The 20867-nt window shown below is 68.5% G+C and carries 21 protein-coding genes; 15 read left to right on the forward strand and 6 right to left on the reverse strand.

Annotated features, from left to right (window positions below):
- Positions 1–173: 173 nt before the first annotated feature.
- Genes SB771_RS17700 through SB771_RS17715 form a run of 4 tightly spaced genes read right to left on the reverse strand, consistent with a single transcriptional unit; the run spans position 174 to position 5127 of the window.
- Positions 174–1733: a TolC family protein gene (locus SB771_RS17700; protein ID WP_175659013.1), complete on the reverse strand. Its 1560-nt coding sequence runs from the start codon at positions 1731–1733 to the stop codon at positions 174–176.
- Positions 1720–3807 carry an FUSC family protein gene (locus SB771_RS17705; protein ID WP_410721809.1) on the reverse strand — a complete coding sequence of 696 codons (2088 nt, stop codon included), beginning with the start codon at positions 3805–3807 and terminating at the stop codon, positions 1720–1722. Before SB771_RS17705 ends, SB771_RS17700 begins: the two co-directional genes overlap by 14 nt.
- Positions 3788–4837: a multidrug transporter subunit MdtN gene (mdtN, locus tag SB771_RS17710; protein WP_126225647.1), complete on the reverse strand. Its 1050-nt coding sequence runs from the start codon at positions 4835–4837 to the stop codon at positions 3788–3790. Before mdtN ends, SB771_RS17705 begins: the two co-directional genes overlap by 20 nt.
- On the reverse strand, positions 4834–5127 hold the full coding sequence (locus tag SB771_RS17715) for a hypothetical protein (protein ID WP_041491666.1): 294 nt from the start codon (positions 5125–5127) through the stop codon (positions 4834–4836). Before SB771_RS17715 ends, mdtN begins: the two co-directional genes overlap by 4 nt.
- A 472-nt stretch (positions 5128–5599) precedes the next feature.
- On the opposite strand from SB771_RS17715, the gene SB771_RS17720 reads away from it, so the two are divergent.
- From SB771_RS17720 to SB771_RS17735, 4 genes are all read left to right on the forward strand, one after another.
- A complete protein-coding gene (locus tag SB771_RS17720; RefSeq protein ID WP_175659015.1) occupies positions 5600–6751 on the forward strand; it encodes a metallophosphoesterase in 1152 nt (383 codons plus the stop codon).
- A gap of 294 nt (positions 6752–7045) precedes the next feature.
- A complete protein-coding gene (locus tag SB771_RS17725) occupies positions 7046–7651 on the forward strand; it encodes an alpha-ketoglutarate-dependent dioxygenase AlkB family protein (protein WP_011659102.1) in 606 nt (201 codons plus the stop codon).
- A 326-nt stretch (positions 7652–7977) separates the two neighbouring features.
- Positions 7978–8184 carry a hypothetical protein gene (locus SB771_RS17730; protein ID WP_011659101.1) on the forward strand — a complete coding sequence of 69 codons (207 nt, stop codon included), beginning with the start codon at positions 7978–7980 and terminating at the stop codon, positions 8182–8184.
- Between the two features lie 357 nt (positions 8185–8541).
- Positions 8542–9486 (forward strand): IclR family transcriptional regulator, encoded by a 945-nt coding sequence (locus SB771_RS17735; protein WP_011659100.1) that lies wholly within the window; start codon positions 8542–8544, stop codon positions 9484–9486.
- A gap of 104 nt (positions 9487–9590) precedes the next feature.
- Here SB771_RS17735 and SB771_RS17740 read toward each other — a convergent pair whose 3' ends face one another.
- Together SB771_RS17740 and SB771_RS17745 are read right to left on the reverse strand one after the other, a co-directional pair.
- Positions 9591–10670 carry a porin gene (locus SB771_RS17740; RefSeq protein WP_175659016.1) on the reverse strand — a complete coding sequence of 360 codons (1080 nt, stop codon included), beginning with the start codon at positions 10668–10670 and terminating at the stop codon, positions 9591–9593.
- Positions 10652–11047, reverse strand: a complete 396-nt coding sequence (locus tag SB771_RS17745; RefSeq protein WP_175659017.1) for a hypothetical protein — start codon at positions 11045–11047, stop codon at positions 10652–10654. The genes SB771_RS17740 and SB771_RS17745 overlap by 19 nt, the downstream gene beginning before the upstream one ends.
- A 72-nt stretch (positions 11048–11119) precedes the next feature.
- Here SB771_RS17745 and SB771_RS17750 point away from each other — a divergent pair, with 72 nt between their 5' ends.
- The 11 genes from SB771_RS17750 to SB771_RS17800 all read left to right on the forward strand — a co-directional run bounded on the left by SB771_RS17750 (position 11120) and on the right by SB771_RS17800 (position 20852).
- On the forward strand, positions 11120–11437 hold the full coding sequence (locus tag SB771_RS17750) for a non-heme iron oxygenase ferredoxin subunit (protein ID WP_006751284.1): 318 nt from the start codon (positions 11120–11122) through the stop codon (positions 11435–11437).
- A 1-nt stretch (position 11438) separates the two neighbouring features.
- A complete protein-coding gene (locus tag SB771_RS17755) occupies positions 11439–11750 on the forward strand; it encodes a recombinase-like helix-turn-helix domain-containing protein (protein ID WP_011659098.1) in 312 nt (103 codons plus the stop codon).
- A 54-nt stretch (positions 11751–11804) separates the two neighbouring features.
- A complete protein-coding gene (locus SB771_RS17760; protein WP_175659018.1) occupies positions 11805–12875 on the forward strand; it encodes an aromatic ring-hydroxylating oxygenase subunit alpha in 1071 nt (356 codons plus the stop codon).
- Positions 12868–13638, forward strand: a complete 771-nt coding sequence (locus SB771_RS17765; protein WP_105833376.1) for an SDR family oxidoreductase — start codon at positions 12868–12870, stop codon at positions 13636–13638. Before SB771_RS17760 ends, SB771_RS17765 begins: the two co-directional genes overlap by 8 nt.
- A 39-nt stretch (positions 13639–13677) precedes the next feature.
- Complete coding sequence (locus SB771_RS17770; RefSeq protein WP_012366322.1) at positions 13678–14205, forward strand: cupin domain-containing protein; 528 nt, start codon at positions 13678–13680, stop codon at positions 14203–14205.
- 19 nt (positions 14206–14224) lie between these two features.
- Positions 14225–15136 carry an alpha/beta fold hydrolase gene (locus tag SB771_RS17775; protein WP_175659019.1) on the forward strand — a complete coding sequence of 304 codons (912 nt, stop codon included), beginning with the start codon at positions 14225–14227 and terminating at the stop codon, positions 15134–15136.
- Complete coding sequence (locus SB771_RS17780; RefSeq protein WP_105833378.1) at positions 15133–15990, forward strand: IclR family transcriptional regulator; 858 nt, start codon at positions 15133–15135, stop codon at positions 15988–15990. The genes SB771_RS17775 and SB771_RS17780 overlap by 4 nt, the downstream gene beginning before the upstream one ends.
- A complete protein-coding gene (locus tag SB771_RS17785; protein WP_175659020.1) occupies positions 15987–16784 on the forward strand; it encodes an SDR family oxidoreductase in 798 nt (265 codons plus the stop codon). Before SB771_RS17780 ends, SB771_RS17785 begins: the two co-directional genes overlap by 4 nt.
- Positions 16777–18444, forward strand: coding sequence for a thiamine pyrophosphate-binding protein (locus SB771_RS17790; protein WP_175659021.1), 1668 nt, complete (start codon positions 16777–16779; stop codon positions 18442–18444). The genes SB771_RS17785 and SB771_RS17790 overlap by 8 nt, the downstream gene beginning before the upstream one ends.
- A complete protein-coding gene (locus tag SB771_RS17795) occupies positions 18437–19264 on the forward strand; it encodes an aspartate dehydrogenase (RefSeq protein ID WP_175659022.1) in 828 nt (275 codons plus the stop codon). Before SB771_RS17790 ends, SB771_RS17795 begins: the two co-directional genes overlap by 8 nt.
- Before the next feature lie 97 nt (positions 19265–19361).
- The gene (locus SB771_RS17800; RefSeq protein WP_175659023.1) at positions 19362–20852 is read left to right on the forward strand and encodes an aldehyde dehydrogenase; all 1491 of its coding nucleotides are present in this window, start codon (positions 19362–19364) and stop codon (positions 20850–20852) included.
- Positions 20853–20867: the final 15 nt, after the last annotated feature.

Raw genomic sequence — 20867 nt, forward strand, 5'->3', positions numbered from 1 at the left:
GTTCAGGCGGCAAGCGGCGCACGCAACGGAGTGCTGCAACTGTCCACGATGGTTCCTGAAGGAAGAATGGGCGGCATTCTAGTCGGCCGCCCGCGCACCCGTCAACCGGCTGGGCGGCCGGCCGCGCACGGCCGGCGCCTCACTGCGACGGTGACTGCACGCTACCGCGACGGTTACTGCGACGGTGCCTGCGACGACCCGATCGTCCCCGTCGCGAGCGCGAGCGCGGCGGCGGCCGACAGCGCGCCGGCGTAGCTGTCGACCTCCGCGTTGCGGGCCGCGAGCAGCTGACTTTGCGCGATCGTCGCATCGGTGACCGAGCCCACGCCGTTCCGGTACGCGGTCAGCGCCGCGTCGTAGCTCGTCTGCGCGGCATCGACGAGCGCCTTCGCCGCATCGTGCGACGCGAGGCTCGTCTGCACCGCATTCTGCGCGGCGACGATCTGGCGGACGGCTTCCTCCTTGGTCCGCGTGAGGCGCGCGGACGCGCTTTGCGCATCGTTGCGCGCCTGCATCAGCACTGCCGAGCGCAGGCCGCCATCGTATAGCGGGATCGTCACGCCGAGGAACACGCCGCCGCCGTAACGGCTGCCGTTCAGGTTGACGGTCGGCGCCTGGTCGCCGATCGCGGGCAGCGCGGTGATCGCCGTGCCGCCGCTGGCATAGGACGTCGACGCGGACAGGAAGACCTTCGGCATGAACGCGGCTTCCGCGGCCTTGATCTTCGCGCGGTTGGCCTGTTCGAGCGCATACGCGCCCTGCAGGTCGGGACGGCGCGCGATCGCGTCCGACACGATCGCGTCGACCGACGAAGCGAGCGCGGGCGGCAGCAGCCGCTTCGGCAGCGCGGCGATCGACGGCTTCGACAGCGGCGAGATGCCGAGCGCGGAAACCAGCGCGAGGTAGCTGTCGCTTTGCGCGCCGTTCGCCTGCACCAGCGCGAGATTCGCCTGCGCGCGGTTCTGCGTCGACTGCGCGAGTTCGACGACGGTGCCGACGCCTTGCTTGAGCCGTGCGCGGGACGCCGCGAGGATCGCATCGGCGTTCGTCAGGCCCTGCTGCGCGCTGGCCGCGCGCGAGCGGGCGGCTTCGTAGCGGTAGTACGCGACCGTCACGTCGTGGATCACCTGCTGATGCACGGCCGTGAATGCGACGTTCGACGCGACCGACGCCTGCTCGGCCGCCTCGACGCGCGCCGCGCGGCCGCCGAAATCGAACAGCAGCCATTGCAGCGACAGCGCCGAGATCGTGCCGTGCACGGTCGTGTTGCTCGACGCGTCACCGAGGATCGTGGATGTCGAGCCGTGGCTCGTCTGGTACGCGCCCATCGCGGTCGCGGACAGGTTCGGCAGGTACGCGGCCTTCGCGATGCCGACCGCGAGCGCCGCGTTGCGCGCGTCGTTCCACGCGATGCGGGTCAGCGGGTTCGTCGATTCGGCGAGATCGATCAACTCGGGCAGCGTGTACGAATGCGCGGTATCGAGCGCGACGGGCGGCGACACCGATGCGAGCGCGGGCGAGGCCGGCAGCGTGTAGTCGTGCGGTGCGCGTTGCGCGGACGCGAGCGGCGGGGCCGGCACGATGTCGCCCGCGGCCGACGTTTGCGGCTGCCACGGGCGATCGGGTGCGTCCGGCGCCAGATCGATCGACGACGTTGCGCAACCGGCCAGCGCGACGGCGGTCGCGAGCGCGGCGGCGGCGATCGACGCGGCCGGCGGTTCAGGGACGCGCATGAGGGGCAGGCTCCTTCGGGGTGGCGTGACGCGCGGCGTCGGCGATGTGCGCGAGCCGCATGTCGATCAGGTTCAGCAGCGCGTCGCGTGCAGGGTCGGCGGGTGCGGCGGCCGGTGGCGCGGCCGGCATGGTTGCCGCGCTTGCTGTCGACGGCGGCGCTGGCGCAGCGGTGTCGGCAGCCGGGTCGCCGTCACGCAGCGCGGCCACGCGCGCGAGCCGCGCGCCGATCGCCGCGTCGCCCGGCGCGCGCTCGGCGAGCAGGAACAGCGGGCCTTCGAGCGCGCCGAGTTCGGCGAGCGCGCGGCGCCGGGTGGCGAGCCACGTCGCGGCGGGGCGTACCCACGACGGTTCGTAGTGGACGAGGCCGAGCTCCTGCGCGATCGCGCCGTGGCGCGCGAAGGCTTCGGCGGCGAGCGTGCGGCGTTCGGCCGGCTGCGCGATCTGCACGACGCGGCGCCACTGCTCGAGCAGCGCGGCGAGCGCGACGTCGATCTGCTTGCCGATGCTGACGGGCCAGATGCGCGTGAATACGAGATACACGACGACGTTGCCGAGCAGGATGCCAATCGTGCGATCGCGCGCGATCGTCAGGTCGAAGCCGGGGCCGGCGCCCTGGATCACGCACAGGAAAAACGCGAATGCGATCTGGAAGCCCGCGTACCCGATGCGCGGCGAGCCGAACGCGACCCACGCGGACAGCCACGCGCCGGCGAACACCAGCGCCATCAGCTCACCGACCGACGACAGCGCCGGCACGACGAACACGAGCGCCGCGGTGCCGAGCAGCGCACCGACGATGCAGCCGACGATCCGCAGCGTGAGCTTCTCGACCGTCTCGGCGGTCGAGCCGAGCGACACGATGTAGCAGGTGACGACGCACGTATGGATGCCCGACCAGTCGAGCTGCGAATACAGCAGGTAGCAGAAGATGGCCGCGGCGGTCGTCTTCAGCGCATAGCGGATGTGATCGGGATTGCTGCGCGCATCCGGCAGGAAGAAGCCGCCGCGCGGCGCCGGTGCGGGCGATGCGATGGGCTCGGGGCGAGCGGCAGCGGACGCGCCGACGTGCGCCGCCGGCGCGGCTGCAGTCGTATCGGCCGTCGCGCCCGGTTCCGCGAAGCGCGTGATCGCCGCATGGAGATCGGTCGCGGCGACGCGCGCGAGCGGCGGCAGCGCATCGGCAGGCGGCAGCGCGAGCGTCACGTCGACCGGATAGCCGCCGCGCTCGAGAATGGCCGCCATCTCGTCGAGCGTGGCCGCGATCGGTGTGGCGAACGCAGCGGGCAGGCGTGCGTCGGGTTCGCGATCGGCCAGCGCGACGCCGACCATCAGCGCCGTGCTCGACGCAATCGTCTGGCGCAGTGCCGCAACGTCGGCGGCGCTCGACGAGCCTTCGAGTTTCGACAGCTTGAGCCACGTCAGCAACTGCTTGTCGCCTTCGCGCAGGCTGGCGTCGAATGCTGCGCGCGCGTCGTCGTCGCGCAGCCGCCGCGCGGCGAGCCGCAGGCGCTTGGCGATCTGCGCGAGCGCGAGCCGGCGCGGCGACGGCGCGATCAGCAGGTTGACGACGATCGCGACGCCGGCCGGGATCGCGATCGTCAGCCAGATATAGAGCAGCGCGCGGGTCGCGGCTTCGCCGAACGGCGCGAGGCCGAGCTGGTCGAGCCCGAAGCCGACGATCATCGCGAGGATCGCGCCCACGGGGCGAAGCTTGCTGGCCGACGTCAGGTACAGCAGCCCGACCGACAGCACGGCCATGCACGCGACCCGCAGGATCGAATAGTCGATGCTGAAGATCGCGATGCCGAGCACGAGCCCGATCACGATCGTGACGATCAGCAGCAGCGCCGCCGCCAGCACGATGCTCGTCACGCGGTCGGCGCGGATCATGAAGAACACGACGTAGGCGGACAGCGCGGCTTCGGGCGTACCGTACGCGCTCGTCACGAGCACGGTCAGCGCGCAGATCAGCGCGACCCGCACGGCGATCGACGTGCGCCCCGGAAACGGCGCGAGCAGTCGCAGGATTTCGCGCGGGCCCGGCGCGCGGACGTCAGCGGCAGGCTGAGCCATGCCGGACCTCGACGATCGCGCTCGCGCCGACACGCACGAGCTTGCCGTCGGGTTCGTCGAGCTTCACGCGCACGGGGAAGCGCTGCGCGACATGCACCCAGTTCACCGAACGCTGCACGATCGGCAGCGCGCGCGGCAGGTTGATGCGATCGCTGTCCGCGATGCCCGCGCCGATGCCGACGACCTTGCCGGTCAGCGCACGGCTGCGGTCGATCATCGAATAGACGGTCGCGCAATCGCCGACCGCGATGCGATTCAGCGACGTCTCGCGGAAATTGCCGACCGCGAACCATTCGCTTGCGTCGATCAGCGTGAAGATCGACTGGTTCGGCGCGAGGGTTTCGCCGGCGAGCACGGTCAGGCCCGTCACGAGCCCGTCGTGCGGCGCGCGCACGACCGTATCGTCGAGCGCGTGCTGCGCGCGGGCGAGGGCGGCTTCGCGCGCATGCAGCGTCGCGATCGCGTCGGCATCGTCGCCGATCGTCTGCGCGGACGATCGCTGCTGTTCCTTGGCCTGCGCGAGCGACACGGCCGCATCGCGCTGCCGCACCTTCGCCTGGTCGAACTGCTGCGCGCTCACGTAGCCCTGCGCGGCGAGCGGCGCGAGGCGGTTCACGTCGCGCGTCGCGAGGTCGTAATTCTGCGTCGCGCGCTTGACCTGCTCGGCGGCGACCGCCGCGTTCGAATGCTCGCCGATCAGCGACCGGCGGCGCGTGTCGAGCGATGCGCGCGCGAGCTCGACATCGGCCTGCGCCTGCGCGACCGTCAGCCGGTACGGCACCGGATCGATTTCATACAGCAAATCGCCTTTCGCGACGCGCTGGTTCTCGTGCACGGCGAGCCGCACGATGCGGCCGCCGACGGGCGACGCGACGTGGACGAGGTCCGCGTCGATCGACGCGTCGTCGGTGGACGGGTAGGCCGATGTGCGGTGGTACGCGTACGCGAGCGCGGCGATGCCGAGCGCGACGATCGCCAGCGCGATCACGCGGCCTTTCGTGGAGGGGCGGGTGATGCCGGCGGCCTTCATGCAAACGGCCCCGTGCCGGTGAGCCATACGATCACGGCGACCACGAGCCCGATCGCGGTGCAGACGGCGAGCTGGTAGGGCACCGTGGCGGCCCAGCCGGTCGCGACGAACACGCGGTGCGCGACGATCGCGCCGACGATGCCGACGATCGCGCTGACGAGCCAGAGCGGGAAATACGCGCCGAACAGGACGTACGACGGTGCGCCGCGCGACGTGCAGCCCGCGAGCGGCAGGGCTGGCACCAGGACGGCGGCGGCGCGCAGGGGTACGCGCGGCGTTGTTTTTCTTATGGTGTGGACGAGCTCGACGTTGGGGTTGATGCCGGGCACGGCGCAATGCGGTTCGTTGCCGCGACGACGATTCCGCGATACGGAGCCGATCATAAATCAGCGCGATGCGGACCGCCAGCGATGCGGCACGCGCCCGCAGCACGCGCCGGGCGTCCGGCAGGTGCTCGGGACGGTCGTGGCGCGGTCCGCGATTCTGCCAGCGCATGCTTTCGCATGGGTGCCGACGGACTGTAAAGCATCGTCAGACGGAAGCCCGCCGCCCACGTTTGTTCGCCGATGGGCGGGAATCGCGGCAGGGATCGCCGGATTGCTGTGCGAGCGGTTGCGAATCCGCGTCCGGTCGAGTCGGCCGGTATCTGTGTACCATCGTGCGAAGGACGCGGTGCGTGGCGCGGGGCATGACGAGACTTGACGTCACGATCCCGGCCGACGCGCCGCGCGACGGTGGTAGCGCAACGAGGATGAGTGTTCCATGCGAAGTTTCTTTGTCCGGTTCATCGCAATCGGCGTGCTGTTCCATTTGTATGTCGGGATGCGGATCATTCCCGGCGCATTCGCGTCGCCGCTCGCGCGCACGATCGCGGCGCTGGTCCTGGCGAGCTTCGTCGTGCTGATCCCGGTCGGCATGTTCTCGCGCCGCTTCGACGAAGGCTGGGCCGCGACGCTCGTCGGCTGGGCCGGCGCGCTCGCGATGGGCTTCTTCTCGTCGCTGCTGGTGCTGACGTTCCTGCGCGAGCTGGTGCTGCTCGGCGTCGTCGCGTTGCGGCATCTCGGCCATGACGGCGCGTGGAGCGGCGCGAGCGCCGACACGGCGCTCGGCGTGCTGGTGGCCGCGGTGCTGGTCACCGCGATCGGCTTCGTCGGCGCGCGCCGCACGGCGGCGGTCAAGCGCGTGTCGATTCCGCTCGACGGGCTGCCGGCCGCGCTCGACGGGCTGACGATCGTGCAACTGTCGGACATTCACGTCGGGCCGACGATCAAGCGGCCTTATATCGAGCGGATCGTGCGGGCGGTCAATGCGCTCGATGCGGATCTGGTCGTCATCACCGGCGACGTGGTCGACGGCTCGGTCAAGCGGCTGCGCGAACACACGGCGCCGCTCGGCCGCATGGAGTCGCGGCACGGCAGCTTCCTCGTGACGGGCAACCACGAGTACTACGCCGGCGCGCACGCGTGGATCGACGAATTCCGGCGAATCGGGTTGACGGTGCTGCTCAACGAGCACGTGCTGATCGAGCATGATGGTGCGCGCGCGGTGCTCGCGGGCGTCACCGATTTCACGGCGGGCGGGTTCGATCCCGCGCATCGCAGCGACCCCGAGCAGGCGCTGGCGGGCGCGCCGCCCGACGTGGCGACGAAGATCCTGCTCGCGCACCAGCCGCGCAGCGCGGAAGCGGCGAGCCGCGCCGGCTTCACCGTGCAGCTGTCCGGCCACACGCACGGCGGCCAATTCCTGCCGTGGCCGCCGTTCGTGCGTCTGCAGCAGCCGGTGATCGGCGGGCTGAACCGGTTCGGCGCGATGTGGCTCTATACGAGCCGCGGCACCGGCTACTGGGGGCCGCCGAATCGCTTCGGCGTGCCGTCCGAAATCACGCTGATCCGGTTGACGCGCGCGACTGGGTGATGGGCGCGACAGGGTGACGGGCGCGCGATAGCGTCGAAATCGACGTGCGCCGCGATGACGGTATGACACGCTGCAAATGCTTCGCCGTTCGCCGTTCGCCGTTCGCCGTTCGCCGTTCGCCGTTCGCCGTTCGCCGTTCGCCGTTCGCCGCTCGCCGTTCGCCGCTCGCCGCTCGCCGCTCGCGCGGGCGTCCGCGTCACGCGGCGGAATGACAGCGCATGGCGGCGCGTGTCGCCGTTGTCTACCATGCAGACATGCTCCATCCGCACCGCCCACTTTCCGCCTGATTCCGACATGTCGACGCCCGATCTTTTCGCCGATGCGCCCGCGCCCGACGTGGACTGGTACCCGGACTGGCTCGCGCCGTCCGACGCCGATCGCGTGCTGGCCGCGCTGATCGATGAAGTCGCATGGCAACAGGACACGATCCGCACGCCGCGCGGCCGCATTCCGCTGCCGCGGCTCACCGCGTGGCAGGGCGAACCGGACGCCGTCTACGTGTATTCGGGAATCCGCAACGTGCCCGCGCCGTGGACGGCGGCCGTGCTCGATCTGAAGCGTGCAGTCGAGCTCACGTGCGGCGAGACTTTCAACAGCGTGCTGCTCAATCGTTACCGCAACGGACAGGACAGCCTCGGCTGGCATGCGGACAACGAGCCGGAACTCGGCGACGCCCCGGTGATCGCGTCGGTCAGCCTGGGTGCGATGCGCGTGTTCGATCTTCGTCATCGCGCGACCGGCGTCGTGCATGCGTACCGGCTGACGCACGGCAGCCTGCTCGTGATGCGCGGCCGCACGCAGGCCGAATGGCAGCATCGCGTGCCGAAGGCGCCGGCCGTGCAGGGCGAGCGTATCAATCTGACGTTCCGGCGGGTGGTGTCGGCGGCGGCGACTCGTTAATCGGCGGCCATGTCGGCCGAGTGACGCGCACGCGTTCGATCGTGACCCGTTTTTCGACCGATACGATCCCTCAGTCGTCCATGCGGCACGTTGCCGCACGAGTGGGGTATCGGGTGGCGAAAATATCCCGGAGAGGCCCGTGCGATAAGGGTTTCAGGCGGATTCGATCGACCGCCTGGTTCCGATAGGCGAGTGTAAGCCCTGATGGTGCGTCGCAACATTCCTTGACTAGACTGTCGAATAGCTGAAACGCGCCGCGAACCGGCGCATTTTTTCGACATGCCCGACGCGTAGCCAAAGGGACGCGTAAGGCAGGAGCATAACCCGTGACCGTACTGGACTCATCCCTCGAATCCTCGCTGCACGTCTTTGAACAAGACGGCGGATGGCAATGGGCGCTGACGGTAAAGCGGGCGTCCGGCGTTGGCGTGAAAGTCGTCGCATTCAGCACGGACGGCTTTCGCGGTGAAGCCGACGCCTATGCCGCCGGTCAGCGCGCGCGCGCCGAGTATGCCGACACCGTGACGGCCTGACGCCGTCGCGCCGATCCCGTTCGCGGATCGGCGTGGTCGTCCGTTTTCACGCGTCTTCCTGTTCCTTTTCCCTCCTTTCCGACTTGCCCGAATCCATCCGTATGCGACATCGCGTGCGGTGCGCTCGCGTTCGCCCGCCGCACCCGGCGACGTTCCGATGGGCAGTCCTGTCTATCACTGTTATCCTTTCGATCGCATCAGCCTATATGACAGTCGGCTGTCCGATCGTGCGCGCCGGGCCGTCGGCCGCCTGCGCCGGATCGTGTTGATCCGACTCGGTCGAAAATCCATAATCAAGCATTGCGGGTCTTTCGTGAACGCTTCCATTCCGTCCATGTGCACAGGGTCAATCCAACGATGAGCGGTGCACCGAAATCGCCGGCGAAGCCGGCAAGCGCGCCGCGCGCGACAGCGAGCGACGACGCCGACCACGACGCGTCGAAGCCGGCTGCGGGCGACGACGAATCGTCCGGCGGCGCGTCGTCATATCTGGTTCCGGGCCTCGAACGCGGGCTGCGGATCCTCGCCGAATTCTCCGCGCGCGAGCCGGTGCTCGGCGCGCCCGAGTTGTCGAAACGCATCGGCATCCCGCGCACCACCACCTTCCGTCTGCTGCAGACGCTCGAAGCGCTCGGCTTTCTCGAGCGCGTGAACGGCGACCGCTATTTCCGGCTCGGTGTCGGCGTGATGCGGCTCGGCTTCGAATACCTGAATTCGCTGGAACTGACCGACCTCGGCGCGCCCGTGCTCGAACGGCTGCGCGACGCGACGGGCCTGTCGACGCACCTGCTGATCCGCGACCAGCGCGATGTGGTGTTCGTCGCGAAGGCCCAGAGCAACACGTCGATGTTCGGTTCGGTGAAGGTGCACGTCGGCACGCGGCTGCCCGCGCACGCGACCGTGCACGGCCACGTGCTGATGGGCGACCTCACCCGCGACGCGCTGCGCCAGCTGTATCCGGAAAAGCGGCTCGAGCAGTTCACCGAGCGCACGCCGGGCACCGTCGACGAGCTGTACGAGCGCGTGCGTCATTACGCGCGGCTCGGCTACGCGGTGAGCGAGGCCGCGTTCGAGAGCGGCATCTCGGCGGTCACCGCGCCCGTGCGCGACCATTCGGGCGCGATCGTCTCGGCCATCACGGCGACGGTGCCGCGCTCGGAAATCGGCGAGGCCGGCGAGAAGGAGCGGCTCGTCGAAGCGGTATGCGGCGCGGCCGTCGACCTGTCGCAGCGCCTGAACTACCGGCCGCTCGAAAGCGACCCGACATTCGCGCACGCGCGCCATCGGGTCGCGATGTTCTGACCTGTCGAGCAGGCCGCCGTATCGCACGGCTTCGCCAGCAAAAAAGAGCAGCCCAAGGGCTGCTCTTTTCGTTTTCGCGATCGGGCGCGTGCGCCCGTCGCCGCTCAGAACGAGTGGTGAATGCCGGTCAGCACGATCACCTGGTTCGCGGTGCTCGACGTGCCGGCCGTGAAGAACGCGGCCTTTGCACCGCCCGAGCCGTGCTCGAACAGCACGTTCGCATAGAGCTGCGTGCGCTTGGACAGTGAATAGATGTCGCCGAGCTCGACTTGCGTCCAGCGGCGGCCGGCGAGTGTCGTCGTCGCCGCGCCGCCCGCGATCGTGTTGAACGCGCTGCTGCGATAGTTCACGCCCGCGTCGTAGCTCTGGAACGTGTCGGAAAACCCGTTCGACTGCATCTTCACGCGCGTGTAGAGGCCGTGCACGAGGAAGTCGCCGATCTGGTACGACGCGCCCGCGCCGATGTTCTCGACCTTGTTCGCCAGATAGCCGTTCGCGGTATTTTGCCCCTGGAACGACGTGATCCCCGTCTGGCTGATCAGGATCGCGCGGTCGTGCTCGTTCGAGTAGACGGCCGACGCCTTGAACGGCCCGTTCGCATAGTTCAGCGCGACGCCGACCGACTTGCCGGTCGAGAAGTTCGTCGTGTTGCCGAGCGCCATCGTCGCCGCGGCCGAGAAGCCGCCGAAGCTCGGCGAACGGTACTTGACCGCGTTGTTGTACGGCACGTTGCCGGTCGCGGCGAGCCCGTCGATGTTGCCGGGGTGGAACGCATACCAGCTCATCGCGAGATACGCGGTGCTGAGCGGATCGAGATAGTCGAACGTCAGCGGCGTCTGGCGGCCGAGCGTCAGCGTCCCATAGCGCTCCGAGCTGAGCCCGACGAACGCCGCGCGGTTCCAGATCGTGTTCGCGGTCGCGAACTGGCCGTTGTTCGTATAGAAGCCGTTTTCCAGCTGGAAGATCGCCGACAGGCCGCCGCCGAGGTCTTCCTTGCCTTTCAGGCCCCACCGGTCGGGCTGCGTGTTGCCCTGGATCATTGCCCACTTCGCATGGCCGCCGACGTTGTTCACGTACGCGACGCCCGCATCCATGCTGCCGTACAGCACCACGCTGCTCTGCGCCCACGCGCCGGACACGGCGCTCATTCCGATGACTGCTGCTGCTACCGCTTGCTTGACCATTTGATCTCCTGACTCTCCAAACCTGACGGAAAACATGCCGTGGCGGCGGGCGCGGGGACGGCCGGCCGTCGCGCGTTTCTGCCACTGGGGCGGGCATTCTTTGTGTTCCATATAAGGAACAACGTGCCTCTGATGGAATGGAGTATAGAGGTGTCGCGCGCCGTATCAAAAATAAATTTATCGGGCCGGATGGGGATGAGGATGATCCGCAACACGGGTTGGAGAATCCGGAAAAACGGACTTAAATGCCCGGCGGCAAACACAAAATTACATTTGATGAGCGTTGCGGCGGAGAGCGTCGACTCAACGGTCAGTGTTTTCCCTAGGACATGCAGCTTTTTGTTTTGCTCGTGGAAAGTCGCTTCTATAATCACCATCCATAAACTGCTGTTCCGGATATGGAACAATTCCGGAGCGAACCGAGAGTCGATCAGAAGGAAGGGTTTGAGATGTCTGAACAATGGATTTGCGCCGGACACGCCGGCGCGCTGTCGGAAGACGCGCCGATCGAGTTCAAGCGGACCGACGGCGTCGAAATCGGGATCTACCGCGTCGGCGACGAGGTGTATGCGCTCGAGAACGTGTGCCCGCATGCGTACGCGCTGCTGACCCAGGGCTTCGTCGACGAGGGCACGGTCGAGTGCCCGCTGCACGAGGCCGTGTTCGACATCAAGACGGGCGAATGCCTGAAGGGCCCGGGCGGGCGCGCGCTGAAGCAGTACGCGGTGCGCCTGGCCGGCGAGGAAATCCAGATCAAGGTGGAATGACATGAAAGAAGCGACCGTCAACTTCAATCCCTTCCTGAAGCCGTGGGTGGCGCCGCAGCCGAACAACGTCGCCGGCAAGGGGCAGATCGAGATCCCCGGCCAGGTCGAGAACCAGGTCTGGCAGAACCGCAAGGCCGCGCCGACCCAGTACGAGAACGATCTCGGCGATGCGCTCGAACGCGTGTTCGAGAGCGGCGCGACCGAGCTGGACGATGTCGTCGCGGGCCTGAACCGCATCGGCTTCCGTGCGCCGGACGGCACGGCGTGGACACCCGAGCGCTTCCGCGCCGAAATGGCCGCGCTGGCGGAATGAGCGCGCGAGCCGCGTGACCGCCGACCCGACGACAACCGCATCCGGAGCACATTGATGACATCCCCCGCACAACACGAAGTCCAACACGACCCGGTCCGCGCCTATCTCGACCGCGGCATCAAGAACTACTGGTATCCCGTCGCCCCGAGCTGGCAGGTGTCGAATGCGCCTGTCGGTCTCACGCGCCTGTCCGAGCAGATCGTGCTGTGGCGCGATCACGAGGGGAAGGTCCACGCGCTGGAGGATCGCTGCCCGCACCGCGGCGCGCGCCTGTCGCTCGGCTGGAACCTCGGCGGCAACATCGCCTGCTGGTATCACGGCGTCGAAATCGACGGCGGCGGCACGGTCAACCGCGTGCCGGCCGTGTCGAACTGTCCGCTCGAAGGGATGAAGTGCGTGAAGTCGTATCCGGTCGAGGAGAAGGCCGGCGCGATCTTCCTGTGGTTCGGCGATGAAGCGCACGGCGAGCCGGCGCCGCTGAACCTGCCGGAAGAACTGGTCGACGCCGAGTACGGCCACTTTCTCTGCGTGTCGAACTGGAAGTGCAATTACCAGTACGCGATCGACAACGTGATGGACCCGATGCACGGCGCGTACCTGCACGCGACGTCGCACTCGATGGCCGAAGGCGACAAGCAGGCCGACATGCGCGTGCGCAAGACGGAAACGGGCCTGATGTTCGAGAAGATCGGCCAGCGCGACGTGAACTTCGACTGGGTCGAGCTCGGCGAAACCGGCTGCCTGTGGATGCGCCTTGCGATTCCGTACAAGCAGAAGTTCGGCCCGGGCGGCAACTTCGGGATCATCGGCTTCGCGACGCCGGTCGACGACGACAACTGCCAGGTCTACTTCTGGCGCACCCGCAAGGTCAGCGGCTGGCAGCGCGACGTATGGCGCTTCATGTACCGCAACCGCCTCGAGGGCCTGCACTGGGACGTGCTCGAGCAGGACCGCTACGTCCTCGAAAGCCTCGCGCCGCATGCACGCGATCACGAATACCTGTACCAGCACGACGTCGGCATCACGCGCGTGCGCCGGATGCTGCGCCAGCGCGCGCAGGAACACCTGTCCGCGCTCGACGCGCAACGTGCGGCGCACGCCGCGGCGGAGCCCGCGAATGGCTGAGTTCGCTCCGGTCGTGTCGCTGCCGGGGCGCCGCGTGCTCGTCACGGGCGGCGCCCGCGGTCTCGGCGCGGCGTTCGTGAAGGCGCTGGTCGCGGCGGGTGCGCAGGTCGCGTTCGGCGACGTGCTCGCCGAAGAGGGCCGCGCGCTGGCTGCGGAACTCACGCAAGCCGGCCATACCGCGCATTTCTTCGCGCTCGATCTGGCCGATCCGGCGAGCGTCGACGCATTCGTCGCGCAGAGTGCGGCGGCGCTCGGCGGCATCGACGCGCTGATCAACAACGCGGCGATCACGAACTCGGGCGGCAGGCTGTCGACGGAACTCGACGTGCCGACCTGGGATGCCGTGATGAACGTGAACGTGCGCGGCGTGTGGCTCGTCAGCAATGCGGCGCTGCCGCACCTCGCGCGCTCGGGCCGCGGCGCGATCGTGAACCTCGCATCGGACACCGCGCTGTGGGGTGCGCCGAAGCTGCTCGCGTACGTCGCCAGCAAGGGCGCCGTGATCGCGATGACGCATGCGCTGGCACGCGAGTTCGGCGCGCACGGCGTGACGGTCAACGCGATTGCGCCGGGGCTCACCGAAGTCGAGGCGACGGCCTACGTGCCGGCCGAACGGCATGCGTTCTACATGCAGGGCCGTGCGCTCACGCGCGCGCAGGTGCCCGACGACGTGACGGGCCCCGTGCTGTTCCTGCTGTCGGACGGCGCGCGCTTCGTGACGGGTCAGCTGCTGCCGGTGAACGGCGGCTTCGTGATGAATTGATTTGAATTGAAGTTTTCACTCTGAATGAAGGAGAGGACGATGGCGGATGCAGATCTCGAACGCAAGTCGTGGGACCAGCCGGAAGACGCAAGCTTCGGCGACTGGATGGAAGGGCGCGTCGCGCGCTACGCGACGCGGCGCTACGACTGGGACGCGCTGAAGTTCCAGGCCGACTACGACCCGAAGTACCGCCGTGCGCAGATGCGCTACGTCGGCACGGGCGGCACGGGCGTCGCGAAGGACGTCAACACGGTGCCGGCCGGCAACTTCACGTTTTCGACGATGGTCATCCCGGCCGGCAACATCGGCCCGAGCCACATCCACACCGACGTCGAGGAAATCTTCTTCGTGCTGCGCGGCAAGATGAAGGTGATCTGCGAGCGCGACGGCGAGACGTGGGAAGCGATCCTCGGCGAGCGCGACCTGATCTCGGTGCCGCCGGGCGTGTATCGCACGGAAATCAACATCGGCGAGGAAGACGCGCTGATGTGCGTGATGCTCGGTTCGGCGAAGCCCATCACGCCGACCTATCCGCCGGATTCGCCGCTCGCGAAGATCAAGCGCTGAGACGGGGCGGAGCCAAGCAATGAGTGTCATCGACAAACGTGAACGCGACCGCACCGCGGCATTCGCCGCGCTGCTCGGGCAGTTTCCCGAACAGCGCTGCGCGGCCGGCGCGGCGGGCACGATCGGCTACCGTGAGGCTGGCGCAGGCGAGGCCGGCGCGCAGCATGCGGGCCACGCGCTGCCCGTCGTGCTGCTGCACGGGATCGGCTCGGGCGCCGCATCGTGGGTGTGCCAGCTCGACACGCTCGGCGCGTCGCGACGCGTGCTTGCGTGGGATGCGCCGGGCTACGGCGTGTCGACCCCCGTGCACGGCGCGTCGCCGACCGCCGCTGATTACGCGGCGTCGCTGAACGCGTGGCTCGAGGCACTCGGCATCGAACGCTGCGTGCTGGTCGGGCATTCGCTCGGCGCGATCATCGCGGGCGGCCTGTGCCGCCTGATGCCCGCGCGGATCGCCGGCCTGCTGCTGATCTCGCCCGCGGGCGGCTACGGCCGCGCGCCCGCCGAAACGCGCGACACGCGCCGCGACGCGCGCCTCGCGATGCTCGACGAACTCGGCCCGGCCGGGCTCGCCGAGCAGCGCAGCGGCAACATGCTGTCGGGTTTTGCGAGCGAGGATGCGCGTGCGTGGGTGCGCTGGAACATGGCGCGCATCGTGCCGGCCGGCTATGCGCAGGCCACGCATCTGCTCGCGAACGCCGATCTCGCGACCGATCTCGCCGGCTTTCGCGGCCGCACGGCCGTGGCCGCCGGTGCGAACGACGCGATCACGCCGCCCGCCGCGTGCGAGCGGATCGCCGCGGCCGCGCAGGTCGAGTTGCAGGTGATTCCGCAGGCCGGTCATGCCGGCTACGTGGAAGCGCCGGCCGTCTATTCGTCGCTCATCGACACGTTCTGTCGTCAGTGCGACACGCAGCGAGGCATGGCATGAGCGAACCGCTGCAACAACCAGAATCCGACAGCACCAAGGCCGACGCCGGCTACGTGGTGCCGGGCCTCGAACGCGGCCTGCGGATCCTCGCCGAATTCTCGCCGCGCGAGCCGGTGCTCGGCGCGCCGGAGCTGTCCAAGCGCCTCGGCATTCCGCGCACGACGGTGTTCCGTCTGCTGCAGACGCTCGAATCGCTCGGCTTTCTCGAGCGGGCGGACAAGGATCGCAACTACAAGCTGGGCATCGCGGTGCTGCGGCTCGGCTTCGAATACCTGAGTTCGCTGGAGTTGACCGATCTCGGCCTGCCGGTGATCGAGAGCCTGCGCGACGCGACCGGCTTCACGACGCACATCGTGATCCGCGACGGCCGCGACGTGGTGTTCGTCGCGAAGGCGCAGTGCCAGTCGCCGGTATTCAGCGCGATTCGCGTGAACGTCGGCACGCGGCTGCCCGCGCATGCGACGACCCACGGCCACGTGCTGATGGGCGACCTGTCGCTGAAGGAGCTGCGTGCGCTGTATCCGGAAGGCACGCTGAGCCGGATGACGAGCGCGACGCCGGAAACGGTCGACGCGCTGTACGAAGTGATCCGCGAGGATGCGCTGCGCGGCTACGGCATCAGCAATTCGTCGTTCGAGCGCGGTATCTCGGTGGTCACGGCGCCGGTGCGCAACGACACGCAGAAGATCGTCGCGTGCATCACGGTGACGGTGCCGCGGCCCGAGATCGACGAGGCGTTGATCGCCGACGGCCTGTTCGACAAGGTGCAGCGCGCGGCGGCGGAACTGTCGCGGCGGCTCAATTACCGCTCGGATGACGAGCACACGTTTCTCAAAGCTTTAGGACTCCGATGATCCAGATCGATCTGACCGGGCAGGTGGCGGTGGTGACGGGCGGTTCGTCCGGCATCGGCCTCGCGACTGCCGAACGGTTCCTGCAGGCCGGCGCGTCGGTCGCGATTTGCGGCCGCGACGGCGAACGCCTCGCGCGCGCCGAAGCGATGCTCGGCGAGAAATACCCGGGCGCTCAGCTGCTCGCCGTGCGTTGCAACGTGCTCGACGAAGCCGACGTGGCCGCGTTCGCGCAAGCCGTGTCCGACCGCTTCGGCCGCGCCGACATGCTGGTCAACAACGCGGGCCAGGGCCGCGTGTCGACCTTCGCCGATACGACCGATGACGCATGGCGCGAAGAGCTCGAACTGAAGTACTTCAGCATCATCCGCCCGACGCGCGCGTTCCTGCCGCTGCTGCGCGACGCGCAGGCGCCGACGATCACCTGCGTGAACTCGCTGCTCGCGCTGCAGCCGGAGCCGCACATGGTCGCGACGTCGTCGGCGCGCGCGGGTGTGCTGAGCCTCGTGAAGTCGCTCGCGACCGAACTGGCGCCGCAGCGCATCCGCGTGAACTCGATCCTGATCGGCATCGTCGAGTCGGGTCAGTGGCGCCGCCGCTACGAAGCGCAGGCGCAGGCCGGCGAAAGCTGGGAAGACTGGACGGGCGCGCTCGCCCGCAAGAAGAACATTCCGCTGAACCGCTTCGGCAAGCCCGACGAGGCAGCCTGGGCACTTTTTTATCTCGCAACGCATCTGTCGTCCTACACGACGGGCAGCCATATCGACGTTTCTGGAGGCTTTGCACGCCATGTCTAAAAAAACCACGGTTGGCGAGCTGATTGCCGCCTTTCTCGAGCAGTGCGACGTCAAAACCGCATTCGGTGTCATCTCGATCCACAACATGCCGATCCTCGACGCGATCAACTCGCGCGGCAACATCCGGTATGTCGGTGCGCGCGGTGAAGCGGGCGCGGTGAACATGGCCGACGGCCTGGCCCGCGTGTCGGGCGGCCTCGGCGTCGCATTCACGAGCACCGGCACGGCGGCGGGCAACGCGGCCGGCGCAATGGTCGAGGCACTGACGGCAGGCACCGCGCTGCTGCACATCACCGGGCAGATCGAGACGCCGTACCTCGACCAGGACCTGGCCTACATCCACGAAGCGCCGGACCAGCTCACGATGCTCGACGCGATCTCGAAGGCCGCGTTCCGCGTGCGCACCGTCGAAACCGTGCTGCCGACGATCCGCGAAGCGGTGCGTATCGCGCAGACCACGCCGACCGGCCCCGTGTCGGTCGAGATTCCGATCGACATCCAGGCCGCCGAAATCGAATGGCCGGAAGACCTCGCGCCGGCGCACGTCGCGGTGCGCGAGCACGACGACGCACGCGTCGCGAAGCTCGCCGACGCGCTGGCGGCCAAGCGCCGTCCGCTGCTGTGGCTCGGCGGCGGTGCGCGCCATGCGCGGGCGGAAGTCGAACGCCTGGTGAAGCTCGGCTTCGGCGTCGTGACGAGCGTGCAGGGCCGCGGCGTGCTGCCGGAAGATCACCCGGCGACGCTCGGCGCGTTCAACGTGCATGCGTCTGTCGAGGCGTTCTACAAGACCTGCGACGCGCTCGTCGTGGTCGGCTCGCGTTTGCGCGGCAACGAGACGCTGAAGTACAAGCTCGCGCTGCCGCAGCCGCTGTTCCGCGTCGACGCCGATGCGCTCGCCGACAACCGCGGCTATCGCAACGAGCTGTTCGTGCACGGCGATTCGAAGCGCGTGCTGGCCGAATTGGCCGATCGCCTCGAGGGGCGCCTGTCCGTCGATCCGCAGTTCTCGCTCGATCTGGCTGCGGCGCGCGAGCAGGCCGTCGCCAGCGTGGCGGAAGGCCTTGGGCCCTACAAGAAGCTCGTCGATACGCTGCAAGGGGCGGTCGGCCGCGACTACAACTGGGTGCGCGACGTGACGATCTCGAACAGCACGTGGGGCAACCGCCTGCTGAAGATCTTCGAGCCGCGCGCGGGCGTGCATGCGCTGGGCGGCGGCATCGGCCAGGGCATCCAGATGGGCATCGGCGCGGCGCTGGCCGGCTCGGCCGCGAAGACGGTCTGCCTGGTCGGCGACGGCGGCCTGATGGTCAACGTCGGCGAGCTCGTGACGGCCGTGCAGGAAAACGCGAACGTGATGATCGTGCTGATGAACGACCAGTGCTACGGCGTGATCCGCAACATCCAGGACGCGCAGTACGGCGGCCGCCGCTGCTTCGTACAACTGCACCAGCCCGATTTCGCGCAGTTCTGCGCGAGCTTCGGCCTCACGCACTACCGGATCACGTCGCTCGACCAGGCCGAAGCGATCGTGCGCGAAGGGATCGCGAAGGAAGGGCCGGTGATGGTCGAGGTCGACATGCTGTCGGTCGGCGCGTTCGCATCGAATTTCGCGGGCCCGCCGGTGAAGAAGGAAGAGCCGTCGGAGCGGCAATATGCGTAACGGACACGCACACGGGCATGCGCCCGTCGACGTCGCGATGATCGGCTTCGGCGCGATCGGTGCGGCCGTGTATCACGCGGTCGAGCACGATGCATCGTTGCGCGTCGCGCACGTGATCGTGCCGGAGCACCAGCGCGACGCGGTGCAGCGTGAGCTCGGCGGTGCGGTGGAGGTCGTGTCGTCGGTCGACGCGCTGGCCCGCCGTCCCGAGTTCGCGCTCGAATGCGCGGGTCACAGCGCGCTCGTCGATCACGTCGTGCCGCTGCTGAAGGCCGGCACCGACTGCGCGGTCGCGTCGATCGGCGCGTTGTCCGATCTCGCGCTGCTCGACGTGTTGTCGCAGGCCGCCGACGAAGGCGATGCGACGCTCACCTTGCTGTCCGGCGCGATCGGCGGGATCGATGCGCTGGCGTCGGCGAAGCAGGGCGGCCTCGACGAGGTGCTGTACGTCGGCCGCAAGCCGCCGCTCGGCTGGCTCGGCACACCCGCCGAGGAGCTGTGCGACCTGCGTGCGATGACCGAAGAGAAGGTGATCTTCGAAGGCACCGCACGCGACGCCGCGCGGCTGTATCCGAAGAACGCGAACGTCGCGGCAACCGTCGCGCTCGCCGGCCTCGGCCTCGACGCGACGCGCGTGCGCCTGATCGCCGACCCGGCCGTCACGCGCAACGTGCACCGCATCACCGCACGCGGCGCATTCGGCGAGATGTCGCTCGAAATGAGCGGCAGGCCGTTGCCCGACAACCCGAAGACGTCCGCGTTGACCGCGTACTGCGCGATCCGCGCGCTGCGCAACCGCGCGGCCCGCTGCGTGATCTGAGCGGACGACGCGGCCATTCCGCTCATTCGGGCCATAGAACGGCCGCCTGCGCCACGGCGCGGGCGGCTGGCAGAGACAGATTTGTGGGACTTGTGACATGACTCCATTCGATACGAGCCTCGTACCCAACGGCGACATCCTGATCGGCGGCGAGTGGCGGCGCGGCCGCGGCGCGCCTTACACGAGCATCTATCCGGCCGACCAGTCGCTGAACATGGAAGTATCGACGGCGAACGCGGACGACGCGGCCGACGCCGTCGTGGCCGCCGACGCCGCCTGGCGCCGCGCCGACTGGGCCGGACTCAAGCCGCATCAACGCGCGCTGGTGCTGTACCGGATCGCCGAGCTGATCATGCAGCGTCACGAGGCGCTCGCGAACCTGCAGCGCCGCGACAACGGCAAGCCGATCGGCGAGACGCGCGTGCTGGTCGCGAGCGCGGCCAACACGTTCCGCTATTTCGCGGCATGCCTCGAGACGCTCGACGAGGAACTGACGCCGTCACGCGGCGACTATCTGACGATGAGCGTGCACGAGCCGATCGGCGTGATCGCGGCGATCACGCCGTGGAATTCGCCGATCGCGTCCGACGCGCAGAAGCTGGCCCCGGCGCTCGCCGGCGGCAACGCGGTGGTGCTCAAGCCGGCCGAAGTCACGCCGCTCGTGTCGCTCGCGCTGGCCCGCATCTGCGAGGAGGCCGGCGTGCCGAAGGGTGTGCTGAGCGTGCTGCCGGGCAAGGGCTCGGTGATCGGCGACGTGCTGGTCCGTCATCCGCTCGTGAAGAAGGTGTCGTTTACCGGCGGTACCGAAGTGGGCCGCGGCATCGCGCGCATCGCGGCGGAAAAGCTGATGCCCGTGTCGCTGGAACTCGGCGGCAAGTCGCCGACGATCGTATGCGACGACGCGGATCTCGATCATGCGGTCAACGGCGTGCTGTACGGCATCTTCAGCTCGTCGGGCGAGGCCTGCATCGCGGGTTCGCGGCTGTTCGTGCAGCGCGCGGTGTACGACGAATTCATGCAGCGGCTGGTCGCCGGCGCACGCAAGCTGCGCGTGGGTGACCCGACGCGGCCCGACACGCAGATGGGCCCGCTGATCAGCGCGAAGCATCGCGAATCGGTGGAGCGCTACGTCGCGCTCGGGCTGGAGGAAGGCGGGCGCCTGCTGTGCGGCGGCGAGCGGCCGTCCGGCGACGGACGCGAGCGCGGCTTCTTCTACCAGCCGACGATTCTCGAAGGCTTGCCGAACAGCGCACGCATCTGCCAGGAAGAAATCTTCGGGCCGGTGCTCGTCGCAATGCCGTTCGACGACGAAGCATCGCTGATCGCGCAGGCGAACGACAGCGTGTTCGGCCTCGCCGCCGGCATCTGGACGCGCGACTACAAGCGCGCGTGGCGCATCGCGCGCGCGCTCGAGACGGGCACCGTGTGGATCAACACGTACAAGCTGTTCTCGATCTCCACGCCGTTCTCGGGCTGGAAGGAGAGCGGGATGGGCCGCGAGAAGGGACGTCTCGGGATCCGCGAGTACATGCAGCAGAAGAGCCTCTACTGGGGCTTGAACGACGCGCCGCTGCCGTGGGCGAACTGAGCGAAGGGGAATGAC

It is taken from the genome of Burkholderia sp. SIMBA_051 (assembly GCF_046534915.1).
Taxonomy (GTDB): Bacteria; Pseudomonadota; Gammaproteobacteria; order Burkholderiales; family Burkholderiaceae; genus Burkholderia; species Burkholderia ambifaria.